12 protein-coding genes, 1 tRNA gene and 1 pseudogene are annotated in these 10393 nt (G+C 34.6%); 9 read left to right on the top strand and 5 right to left on the bottom strand.

The window, feature by feature from the left end:
• Positions 1-180 precede the first annotated feature (180 nt).
• The 3 genes from KPC_RS13735 to KPC_RS13725 all read left to right on the top strand — a co-directional run bounded on the left by KPC_RS13735 (position 181) and on the right by KPC_RS13725 (position 2031).
• On the top strand, positions 181-945 hold the full coding sequence (locus tag KPC_RS13735) for a glutathione S-transferase family protein (protein WP_121974929.1): 765 nt from the start codon (positions 181-183) through the stop codon (positions 943-945).
• Between the two features lie 118 nt (positions 946-1063).
• Positions 1064-1534, top strand: a complete 471-nt coding sequence (locus KPC_RS13730; protein ID WP_121974928.1) for an Lrp/AsnC family transcriptional regulator — start codon at positions 1064-1066, stop codon at positions 1532-1534.
• A 14-nt stretch (positions 1535-1548) separates the two neighbouring features.
• A complete protein-coding gene (locus KPC_RS13725) occupies positions 1549-2031 on the top strand; it encodes a GrpB family protein (RefSeq protein WP_121974930.1) in 483 nt (160 codons plus the stop codon).
• Here KPC_RS13725 and KPC_RS13720 read toward each other — a convergent pair.
• Positions 2022-2915 carry a LysR substrate-binding domain-containing protein gene (locus KPC_RS13720; RefSeq protein WP_121974927.1) on the bottom strand — a complete coding sequence of 298 codons (894 nt, stop codon included), beginning with the start codon at positions 2913-2915 and terminating at the stop codon, positions 2022-2024. The two genes, KPC_RS13725 and KPC_RS13720, sit on opposite strands and share 10 nt — an antisense overlap.
• A gap of 98 nt (positions 2916-3013) precedes the next feature.
• On the opposite strand from KPC_RS13720, the gene trpB reads away from it, so the two are divergent.
• Positions 3014-4222, top strand: a complete 1209-nt coding sequence (gene trpB / locus KPC_RS13715) for a tryptophan synthase subunit beta (protein ID WP_121974926.1) — start codon at positions 3014-3016, stop codon at positions 4220-4222.
• A 1-nt stretch (position 4223) separates the two neighbouring features.
• Complete coding sequence (trpA, locus tag KPC_RS13710; RefSeq protein WP_121974925.1) at positions 4224-5018, top strand: tryptophan synthase subunit alpha; 795 nt, start codon at positions 4224-4226, stop codon at positions 5016-5018.
• A gap of 262 nt (positions 5019-5280) precedes the next feature.
• On the opposite strand, the gene KPC_RS13705 is transcribed toward trpA, so the two are convergent.
• The 3 genes from KPC_RS13705 to KPC_RS13695 form a co-directional block, all read right to left on the bottom strand.
• Entirely contained in the window at positions 5281-5691 is a 411-nt protein-coding gene (locus KPC_RS13705; protein WP_121974924.1) for a hypothetical protein, read from the bottom strand.
• Positions 5692-5903: 212 nt separating this feature from the next.
• Positions 5904-6653 (bottom strand): YebC/PmpR family DNA-binding transcriptional regulator, encoded by a 750-nt coding sequence (locus KPC_RS13700; RefSeq protein ID WP_121974923.1) that lies wholly within the window; start codon positions 6651-6653, stop codon positions 5904-5906.
• A 109-nt stretch (positions 6654-6762) separates the two neighbouring features.
• On the bottom strand, positions 6763-7323 hold the full coding sequence (locus tag KPC_RS13695; protein ID WP_121974922.1) for a 1-acyl-sn-glycerol-3-phosphate acyltransferase: 561 nt from the start codon (positions 7321-7323) through the stop codon (positions 6763-6765).
• 509 nt (positions 7324-7832) lie between these two features.
• Between KPC_RS13695 and KPC_RS13690 the strand changes: the two genes are divergently transcribed.
• A tRNA-Ile gene (locus tag KPC_RS13690) sits at positions 7833-7909 on the top strand.
• A 249-nt stretch (positions 7910-8158) separates the two neighbouring features.
• Here the strand turns inward: KPC_RS13690 and KPC_RS13685 are convergent.
• The gene (locus KPC_RS13685; protein ID WP_121974921.1) at positions 8159-8806 is read right to left on the bottom strand and encodes a hypothetical protein; all 648 of its coding nucleotides are present in this window, start codon (positions 8804-8806) and stop codon (positions 8159-8161) included.
• 68 nt (positions 8807-8874) lie between these two features.
• Here KPC_RS13685 and KPC_RS13680 point away from each other — a divergent pair, with 68 nt between their 5' ends.
• From KPC_RS13680 to KPC_RS13670, 3 genes and pseudogenes are all read left to right on the top strand, one after another.
• Positions 8875-9201, top strand: a complete 327-nt coding sequence (locus KPC_RS13680; RefSeq protein WP_121974920.1) for a hypothetical protein — start codon at positions 8875-8877, stop codon at positions 9199-9201.
• Positions 9177-10184, top strand: a complete 1008-nt coding sequence (locus KPC_RS13675) for a hypothetical protein (protein ID WP_121974919.1) — start codon at positions 9177-9179, stop codon at positions 10182-10184. Before KPC_RS13680 ends, KPC_RS13675 begins: the two co-directional genes overlap by 25 nt.
• A 2-nt stretch (positions 10185-10186) precedes the next feature.
• Positions 10187-10393 (top strand): annotated as a pseudogene (locus KPC_RS13670) (hypothetical protein); the annotation flags it as partial.

Genomic DNA, 10393 nt, shown 5'->3' with positions numbered 1-10393 from the left:
TAATATGCATAATATTCATATTGAAAACAGAAAAATATATAAATATTAAAAGAGAATAAACTTTGACCTGTAAAAATAATTGAACAAAAAACAGGTTGTTAAAACAATCGCTGCTGACTAAAGTTACAAAGCAATATAGACTTAAATCACAGCAATATAAAAATATAATTTGGAGAATTTATGCGCATACTTTACCAGTTTCCTCTATCACATTATTGTGAAAAAGCTCGCTGGTTGCTCGATCATAAAGAGCTTGATTTTGAAGCGCATAACTTGATTCTTGGTGTACATCGTGCATTTGCCCAACTCAAGACAGGTCAGAATAAACTTCCCATTCTAAAGGATCAGGAAAAATATATTGCTGATTCAACTCAAATAGCCTTGTACCTAGATGAAGTTTATCCAGAGCATTCACTACTACGCTCTGACCAGATTTTACGTCAGCAAGCTCTGGAAATTAATCATTTAGCAAATGAACTCGGTGTATATGTACGTCGCTTTGGTTTGGCACATGCATTAGCACAAGGGGACGAGCCAATAGATATTTTGATAGGAGAACAAGGTTACCTGAGACAATTCGAAAAGTTCTCAAAACCGATCTTAAAAAAGTTGGTATCCAAAGGTTATCAATTAGATGATGAGAAGATCGCAGATGCTAAAATCCAGATGCAAAAGATTATAGAAATATTAAATGAAAAATTAATAGAAAATGGTGCCCGTTATTTTGTTGGGGATCGTTTGGGGTTGGCTGATATTGCGGTATGTTCAATGATCGCACCTCTTTTAGGGCTTGTGAATACACCTTGGGAAAAAGATCATGATACTGTAACAACAGAAGAGTTTGACGATTATCAGCAGGCACTTTTAGAAATGCCTATTGGACAGTATGTACAGCGTATATACTTGACTGAACGCAATGCACGAGTGGATTGGCGCGGTGTTTGATATACATGTATCATTATAAATCCTGAAATGATCTTTTTTAGTATAATCAGCAACCATTAAGAGTTAAATCCTGATCGAATCATATTCCGATCTGAACATCTGTAAAATTGGAGAAAAGATGGAACTTGATCGTTTTGATAAACAGATTTTAGAAATTTTGACTCATGAAGATGTTAACTTGAATGAGCTTTCAGAGCGAATTAATCTATCTGTCAGCTCTATTCATCGCCGAATTAAACATCTGATAGAAACAAATATCATGACGAATTTAAAGCGTGATATTAATTTTGAGAAACTGGGCTTTAAACTGCATGTGCTTTTACAAGTATCGCTAGACAAACATGACACCGATACTTTTGCCATGTTTTTAGAAGAACTGGAAAATATTCCTGAAGTGATTAATGCGTTCCTGGTTACAGGTCAATCGGCCGACTTTATTTTGGAAGTCGTTGCTAAGGATATGGAAAATTATAGTGAAATCCTGCTGCGCCGTGTTGGTAAAATTGATCATGTTGTTGCACTGCATTCAAGCTTTGTAATCAAGGAATATAATGTCTTCAATTGCACAGGTTTGCTAAGTCGAGCATAGAAGGAGTCTTCTTGATTCAATTTTATAGCACAGACCAATATCAGCAAAAATGTGAAAGATTATTTGAAGTTTATAAAAATAAAATTCATGAACTAATACCATCTGCTCAAATTGAGCACATTGGTTCATCTGCTATTCCTCATGCAATTTCAAAAGGTGATTTAGACATCTATATCGCAGTTGAGATAACTGAATTAGAGAAATATGTAACAATACTTAAGACTCTGGATTTTCAAGAAAAGCAGGGGACATTTAGAAGTCATGAGCTTTGTATGTTGCAATCAAACATAGAGGAAGATGTTGCCATTCAATTGGTGGCTCAAGGTTCTATGTATGAGTGTTTCTTAACCTTTAGGGATTTATTAAGAAAAAATCCTGAATATGTAGCGCAATATAATCAATTAAAAAAACAATGTCAGCATCTTGAAATGGATGAATATCGCTTAAAGAAATCAGAATTTATCGAAAAGATTTTACATCGTCAACTTCAGGTCTGAGGTTGTATTTCATGAATGAACCATTGAACTAAAGTTTTAATACTATGATGGTTTAAGTCATCATTTTTAATCAATAATGAAAAAAAAGAACCACAATGGATAAAACCAAAAGGTGCAACCAGACGTTGGTTTAGTAGTTCTTTTTCAACTAAAATTTCTGGAGCGATTGCAATACCTAGGCCTGAGGCAGCTGCTTCTATCATTAGATTTAAATGATCAAAGTGACGTTGGTGCTTGGCATTCTCGATATTTAATCCGTATTGTTTTGTCCACATTGCCCACGCATTCTGATTGGATTGTGTATGTAATAAATGATGTTTTAAAACATCTTGTGGTTGCTGTAACTCTTTTGCTCGATTTGATGTACACACGGGACCTATCCGATCTTCAAGGAGTGGAATTGATGTAATGTTTTTGGGAATAGTCTCTTGCTGAGTATGACTCATGATGAGGCAATCGACCTGATTTTTTTCAAGCATTTTTAGATCATTGCAAGTCATAAGCTTAATGGAAACTTCAGGGTATTTTTCTTCAAATTTTTCTAATCGGGGAATTAACCAGTTTGCCATAAAACTGCTTGGGGCACCTATAGTCAGCATCATGCTTTCAGACTGTTTTTTGATTTTATCGACACAATTTTCGAGTGTATTGAAAAGCTGGATACATGTGGTAAATAGCTGCTGTCCATCAGATGTCAGTGAAGTTCCATGTGAATGTCGATTGAGTAATTTTTTACCCATCCATGCTTCAAGTTGTTTGATCTGATGACTGACAGCACTGTGGGTGACATATAGTTCATCTGCTGCAAGACTAAAGCTATTATTTCTGGCGACAGCTTCGAACATTCGTAATGCATTTAATGGAGGGAGATTTCTTTTAGCCATGATGTAAATTTTTCTCACAAAGGGTGTTTAGAATATATCAATTTTCAGACAAGTTTAAATGACTACAATAAAGAAAGTTAAGTGATTGGATAATAAAGATGTCATTTTTATATACAGGTGAAGGACCTGATGCATTAGGTCGGTTTGGGAAATTTGGTGGCAAATATATGCCTGAAAGCCTGATGTTAGCGATTAATAAACTTGAAAAAGAATTTTTAAAAATCAAGGATAATCCAGAATTTGGGAATGAGTTTCATCAGTTGTTGAATGATTTTGTGGGACGTCCTAGCCCGTTATTTTATGCAAAAAATCTAACAGCATATTGTGGAGGGGCGAAAATATATCTAAAACGTGAAGATCTAAATCATACAGGCGCTCATAAGATTAATAACTGCATTGGTCAGATTTTATTGGCACGTAATATGGGGAAAACCCGAATTATTGCTGAAACTGGAGCAGGGCAACATGGTGTGGCGACTGCAACAGTTTGTGCTTTGTTTAATATGCAATGTGTCATTTTTATGGGTGAAACAGATATTCAAAGACAACAGATGAATGTCGAACGCATGAAACTGTTAGGTGCAGAAGTACGAAGTGTAACCAAAGGCAATGCCACGCTCAAAGATGCAATGAATGAAGCCTTACGTGACTGGATTAGTCATGCAGAAGATACCTATTACTTGTTAGGTACAGGAGCAGGACCACATCCATACCCGATGATCGTGCGTGAGTTTCAAAAAATTATTGGAAAAGAAGCACGTGAGCAGATTCTAACAAAAGAAAAGAGATTACCAGATGCGTTGGTTGCCTGTATCGGAGGCGGGTCAAATGCCATAGGGCTGATGCATGCCTTTTTAAAAGATGAAAATATACAATGCTTTGGTGTAGAAGCTGGAGGGAAGGGCTTGGATACTGCTTACCATGCTGCTTCACTATCAGGGGGGAAACCAGGTGTGCTACATGGTAATTTGACCTATTTATTACAGAATGATGATGGACAAATTAGTGAAGCACACTCAGTGTCAGCAGGTCTTGATTATCCTGGTGTTGGTCCCGAACATGCCTTATTAAAAGAAACTGGTCGGGTAAATTATGTATCAGCAACTGATCAGGAAGCTATTGATGCATTTAAATTGTTAACTCGAAAAGAAGGCATTATACCTGCTTTGGAAAGTTCTCATGCGATAGCCTATGCCTGCAAACTTGCAAAGCAGATGCAACCAGATCAAATCATTATTGTGAATTTGAGTGGTCGTGGAGATAAAGATCTAAATACCGTGAAAAATTATAAAAATGAGGAGATTTAACATGAATCGTTTGGATCAAAAACTGGAATTATTAAAGCAGCAAAAGAAAAGTGGATTAGTGTGTTATTTCACAGCAGGCGATCCTGATTTTGAAACCAGTTTGGCGTTGTTGAGCCAGCTTGGCGATTCGGGTGCTGATATTATTGAAATTGGAATGCCTTTTTCAGATCCTGTTGCAGATGGTGAAACTATTCAGGCAGCACATATTCGAGCATTAAATGCAGGGCAAACACTTAAAAAAACTTTATATTTAGTCGAAAAAATACGAGAAAAAGATCATGAAACACCGATTGTTTTAATGGGCTATTTAAACCCGATTTTACAGTACGGTTTTAAAAAGTTTTTGCGGGATGCAAAAGGTTTGGTTGATGGAATACTGATCGTTGATTTACCCTATGAATATCAGCAGGAATATCTGGAAGATATTCAGGAAAATCTGATTCACTTTATTTGTTTGACATCACCCTCTACAGCTGATGAACGCTTAAGCCACATTGCAAAAAATGCTACTGGTTTTCTATATCATGTTTCTGAAAATGGGGTTACAGGTATGCAACTCAATCATCAGCAGGATTTAGTTCAGAAAATACAACAATTGAAAAAGCATTTTAATATTCCTGTTGGAATAGGTTTTGGTATCAAAGATGAGCAACAAGTCAGGAGATTGTCGGGTCAAGCAGATTTGGTGATTATTGGTTCGGCATTGGTTGAAACTTTACAAAAAAATGGGGTACAAGCAACTTTGGAGAAAGTAAAACAATTTTCTAAGGTTCTACATGTTACTGACTCTGTTTAGTGCATCGCTATGTATTCTTGATCTTACTTTATAAGTATAGAAAAGTACTGGTTTTATGAATGATCACTTTATTGCTGATCATTCATAAAAATACTCTTGTCTCACTACGCCTAGCACTTCTGAACTCGCGCAGGGTTACAATTAAAATTATCTCAGACTCCATTATGAAATTTGAAAAATGGTCTGATCATTCTCTTCATTTCATGCCTCATCTGCTCTATTTTAGCTTGTAACGCGAGCTGTTTATAAGTGTTAACAGACCCTAAACTAATTTCGCCATTAGTGCTTTAGCTTGATCAATTCTTTGTAAGTGAAACTCATCATCAGTAATAGGCTTAAGTGAATGTTTTGTGACTTTAATATCACGTGGGTTTAATAATTTCTTACGTTTGTGATTGAAAGAAACATGAAAGTTTTGATCATTACGATCTATGTAATAAACATGAGTGGATGGAACATGTAAACCTGGCAAATGTTTATTATATAAATGCTCCAGTACGCGTTCTAAATTGATTTCTGAGATTGAACGATAATGTGCCTCGCTATAGAGATCAATAAGTAAGATATCTTTAAATACAATCCAGGTTTCATGTAAATTGTGTGGATGTAAAATATAACCTTTGACAATGATTTCAACACCGTCTTTTAATGTGTATCCCAATGAAACAAACATATTGAAAACTCCAATATAGAAAGATTAATAATTAATTGTTATTTATAAAATTTATTAAAGAATAGCTGATGCCTGGTAAATTACAAAATACTATGGGGTCAGTTAAAAATGCTGAAAGAAGGCACGATAATATGTATAATGTCCGTCGTTATAATTTTTAAAATCAATCAAAAAAACGCGCTTGTTAGCGCGTTTTTAGAAAAGATAAGTGATCAAGCATCAAGCTGAGCTAAAACCTCATCAGAAAATTCAACGTTAGTGTAAACGTTCTGAACATCATCTAGATCTTCAAGCATGTCAATCATTTTCATAATTTGTTTAGCCTGATCAATATCAGTGATTTCAGCCTTAGTTGAAGGGCTCATTACAACTTCAGCATTGTCAGATTTAAGGCCTGCAGCATTTAATGCATCTTGAACATCACCAAAGCTTTCAGGGGTGGTAATGACTAAGATTTCATCTTCATCAACTTCGATATCTTCAGCACCAGCTTCTAGAGCAACATCCATGATCTTGTCTTCTAAAGAAACATCCTCAAAAGTGATTTCACCACGTTTTGTAAATAGGTAGGCAACTGAACCAGAAGTCCCTAAATTACCGTTTGTTTTGGAGAAACAGTGGCGAACATCTGGTACTGTACGGTTTAAGTTATCAGTCATCGTTTCTACCAAGACAGCAACCCCACCGACGCCATAACCTTCATAGGTGATTTCTTTTAAATCTTCGTTGTCTTCACCACCAGCACCACGTTGAATGGCGCGATTAATCGTATCACGGGTCATGTTTACTGAAAGTGCTTTTTCAACTACAGCGCGAAGACGAGGGTTACTTGCAGGATCCCCACCACCTAATTTAGCCGCTGTTACAAGCTCACGAATATATTTGGTAAATACTTTACCGCGACTGGCATCTTGTTTTGCTTTACGATGCTTAATATTGGCCCACTTAGAATGACCCGCCATGCGAAATTTGCTCCTTACAGATTGGCTTTATGCCATATCAAATTGCACAGATTCTAACATAAGCACATTTTCATGAGAAAGTGCCTATTTTTTAGAAAATATCCAATTGTTAATTTTTTTTAGGTTCAGGAATGATAATATCCAGACCTGTATATTCTTTATACAGTTTTTTGATTTCAGCAAGATCGTTATCTAGGTCAGAGGGGTAAATTTTTCCAAAAATTCCACCTTGCCTGGTTTTTGAATTTGCGTACATTAAAACAATAGGAACACCTGCTGCTTTGGCAATGTGCCAAAATCCTGTACGAATAGGTTTTCTACTTTCACCATTTTTTGCTCGAGTTGCTTCTGGAGCAATCACCAAATTAAACTGATCATTGCTTTGAAAATGTTCAACCATTTGAGAAACAATATCTTGATTTGATTTACGGTCTACAGCAATACCACCGATTTTTTCGAGTAGAGGTTTAAATGGTCCTTTAAAAAGTTCTTTTTTTATTAAGGTATGGATCTTGATGTCATATATTTGAAAAAGGGCAAGAGAGAGTACAGCATCCATCATTGAAGCATGTTCAAAGCCAATAATGACTTGTTTATTTTCAAGTACATCAGGTTCAACGTGGTATTTCCATCCAGCCAGTTTAAACGTGAGTTCGCCCAGTTTTTTCATGCTATAAAATATTTAAGAAAATTGGGGAGTAGTTTGAAACGAAGATGCTGTTTTGGCAATATTATTTTGTCGTATAGCCTGAAAATACGATATTAAAAATATAGAATAATCATTTATAGCGATAATATGAAACAAAATTTGGATTTCTATATACAGGTTAAAATACAGATAATGTATTAGATCTTAGTCTATATGCTGCTGAGTGGATAAGCAGTTAAACAAAAAAGGACCTTAGTATGTTGGATTCAATTTTGATTTTTATTGGTATCATGTTATTGATCATCTGCTTGTGGAGCGTTAGTGAAATAGTTTTGGCGCGATACAAAGAAAAAAGTAATGAAAAAAAACATATTTAAATTGGCTTGAAAATTAGTCTTTTATAACTATTTTATTGGTAATTTTGATTAATTAATACCCATACCCGACTTTGACGTATGTAAAGTTCTTGTCTTTCATTTTTTTTTTCGCTAGTATGCACTTCGAAAATACTTTATATACAAGTATTTATCGGGCCTATAGCTCAGTCGGTTAGAGCAGCGGACTCATAATCCGTTGGTCCACAGTTCGAGTCTGTGTGGGCCCACCAAATAAAACAACCACTTAGGTGCATTAATCCTAAGTGGTTTTTTAATGTCTTGTGAGTTTATAACTTATTCTGCACTAAATGAGATGTGGTCGCACACCATTTGAAACTTTACTTGATGGAAAACGAATTTGGGCTGAGAAGAATTTAGCTCAAATTTAACCTGACAGGTACAATAAAAAATGGGTAACTGTCAGATCAGGTTTGAGCTAGTACAATTAAGGGATAAAATTATGCAAATTGATTAGAGTATTAATTATCTATTATTTGTGTGAAACCTTTTCCATTTTTTTTATTTTGAATAAATAGGTCAAAAGTGCTGGTAATTGACTCATCAAATGAGCGTTGGCGTTTAAAAAAATATTTCAATAATTCAGCATGATAATGATAAAAATCCTTGAAGTTTTCAAAAGATTTATCCTTTCTTAGACAGTTTACAAGTTGTTGATATATCGGATCATTTGGTGAGCCAGCAAATAATGAAAAGTGTGCATGCATAGGTTCAATAGTTTCATATTTTATTACGTCGTCACTTATAGAAAGATGGATAATTTCCATTCCTTCAGATGTAAATATTGAGAAGAAAGCACAACCAAAAATTTGTTTTGGTTTTAGAAATAAATGTAAATATGCGGCTAATGCTACTTGTGCTATATATATAACATCTAGGTTATGATCATTGCTTTTAGCACTAGAAATAAGAGCTTGATAAAAGAAATCCATAAGAAAGACGTCTCCCGACATTACAATTGCTCCATATTGCCAGTACTGGATTTTTGAATATCCATCTTGATATATATGAGTTGGTAAACCAGTGGATGGAGCGCATTCAAAAGTTAAGCGTTGATCACTGGCTAAAAAAATATAATTGTTTAAATTAATTGCAACAATTAAAGTCATTGATAAAATATATTAAAGTTATGTATAGTTAGACTATAACATAAACAAAATCAAAGTGATTAATAACTATGGCTGGAAAATTTGAAGTTAAGGCAGGACAACATTTATTTAAATCAGGTGAACAAGTTGTTGCTCATTTGCCTATTTTGCCACTATCTCATAATGGAAAGTTTAATTTAAGTGTTCAATTAACTGATGCTGAAAACATACCTCATAAAAACAAAGCTTATTTTGCAGTAACTGAATCTGGTGGGATTATAGAAGGCATTACTGATAGTGAGGGATATACAAAACCAATTTACACTGAAAAACAAGAAAATATAAGTTTCCACTTGGTTGATAAATATACGCATCTTGAAGAAGAAGAAACATGGCAAAAACCTACGCAAGATTGAGAATCAAAGAAAGCAAAAATATTTTAAATTTCAATAAATTTAGTTATATTGCATCCTTTGTAACGAGTAGTGGAAGAATAGGAACTACAAATAAAACTACATTTCAATCAAATGGATTGGGGTGGGAGGTTTCATTTGAGTTAAATGCAAATGAAGTACCTGAGAAAACAACAGTTTCATTCAAAATATTTCTTCCTTCAGGTACAGAATACAATCCTAAAGTTATTATTTATGGGCATACCTATACAAAAGACGTGAATTCTAAACCTGTGATAACGGAATATGATTTAAAATTATTTCAAGAAAAAACCAAACAAGAAGTAAAACATCGCATTCCGAATTATAGAATAGCGACAACTTATCCAGTCCCTGAAGGTTTAAGAATGGTCGCTTACCTTCGAAATGAGATAAAAAGTGCAGGCGTAAAGAATGGGATTGATCCACAAATAGTTGCATCTATTGTATTTGAAGAGAAAATGCATGGAGTCTGGGCATATAGAAAAAATCTTTTATCTTATTATTTAAATTTAGGTGAAGTATATCCCCATAACAGCTATGGTTTTGGTGAAATGCAAGTTGGATTGGCTGCTGAATTAATGAATATAGATAAAAGAAATCCTGATTGGTTGTATGAAACTTTTGTTGTTATCTGTACAGATGCTACGGTTGCAATGGATCTAGTAGCTAAAAATGTTGTACGTGGTGGAAATTTATTAGGTCGAAAACTTACTCTGCAAGAATCTACTGTTTTTTACAATGCAGGTGAAAAAGCTTTGAATAGTTGGATAAAAGGCGAAATACCAAAAGAAAGATTAGAAAATGCAGTCTATGCACGATCATGGAAATGGCAAGAAGCTATAAAGTTGGCTCTGAATGGAGACATTATTGCAATTCCTGATGGATGTGAGGGAATTTGCCGTGCTGACCCAGAAAGACAAGTTGAAACTTGGAAGTTTGACCCATCATTGAAATTGAGTTTGTAAAAATGATTAAATATTTAGCATTAATATCTTTATTTTTGTCAGGAATAGCTGGTTATACAATTGATAAGTTTGGTCAAGATTTATGTGTTTATGAATATATTGCTGTAAACACAGTAACTTTTTTTAAAGAGCTTAATGGCGTATCAGCTAATGATCCAGCTATGCTTGGTATGTGTGGCTTTATATCAATAATATTTGCAATTATATTG

The organism is Acinetobacter stercoris, from assembly GCF_900323515.1.
GTDB lineage: Bacteria > Pseudomonadota > Gammaproteobacteria > Pseudomonadales > Moraxellaceae > Acinetobacter > Acinetobacter stercoris.
Note: the sequence above shows the minus strand (reverse complement) of the source record. Positions and strands in the feature narration are given on the sequence as shown.

Coding starts and splice junctions, on each gene's coding strand:
- KPC_RS13735 (WP_121974929.1), top strand. CDS start 181: ATGCGCATACTTTACCAGTTTCCTCTATCACATTATTGTGAAAAAGCT.
- KPC_RS13730 (WP_121974928.1), top strand. CDS start 1,064: ATGGAACTTGATCGTTTTGATAAACAGATTTTAGAAATTTTGACTCAT.
- KPC_RS13720 (WP_121974927.1), bottom strand. CDS start 2,915: ATGGCTAAAAGAAATCTCCCTCCATTAAATGCATTACGAATGTTCGAA.
- trpB (WP_121974926.1), top strand. CDS start 3,014: ATGTCATTTTTATATACAGGTGAAGGACCTGATGCATTAGGTCGGTTT.
- trpA (WP_121974925.1), top strand. CDS start 4,224: ATGAATCGTTTGGATCAAAAACTGGAATTATTAAAGCAGCAAAAGAAA.
- KPC_RS13705 (WP_121974924.1), bottom strand. CDS start 5,691: ATGTTTGTTTCATTGGGATACACATTAAAAGACGGTGTTGAAATCATT.
- KPC_RS13700 (WP_121974923.1), bottom strand. CDS start 6,653: ATGGCGGGTCATTCTAAGTGGGCCAATATTAAGCATCGTAAAGCAAAA.
- KPC_RS13695 (WP_121974922.1), bottom strand. CDS start 7,323: ATGAAAAAACTGGGCGAACTCACGTTTAAACTGGCTGGATGGAAATAC.
- KPC_RS13685 (WP_121974921.1), bottom strand. CDS start 8,806: ATGACTTTAATTGTTGCAATTAATTTAAACAATTATATTTTTTTAGCC.
- KPC_RS13680 (WP_121974920.1), top strand. CDS start 8,875: ATGGCTGGAAAATTTGAAGTTAAGGCAGGACAACATTTATTTAAATCA.
- KPC_RS13675 (WP_121974919.1), top strand. CDS start 9,177: ATGGCAAAAACCTACGCAAGATTGAGAATCAAAGAAAGCAAAAATATT.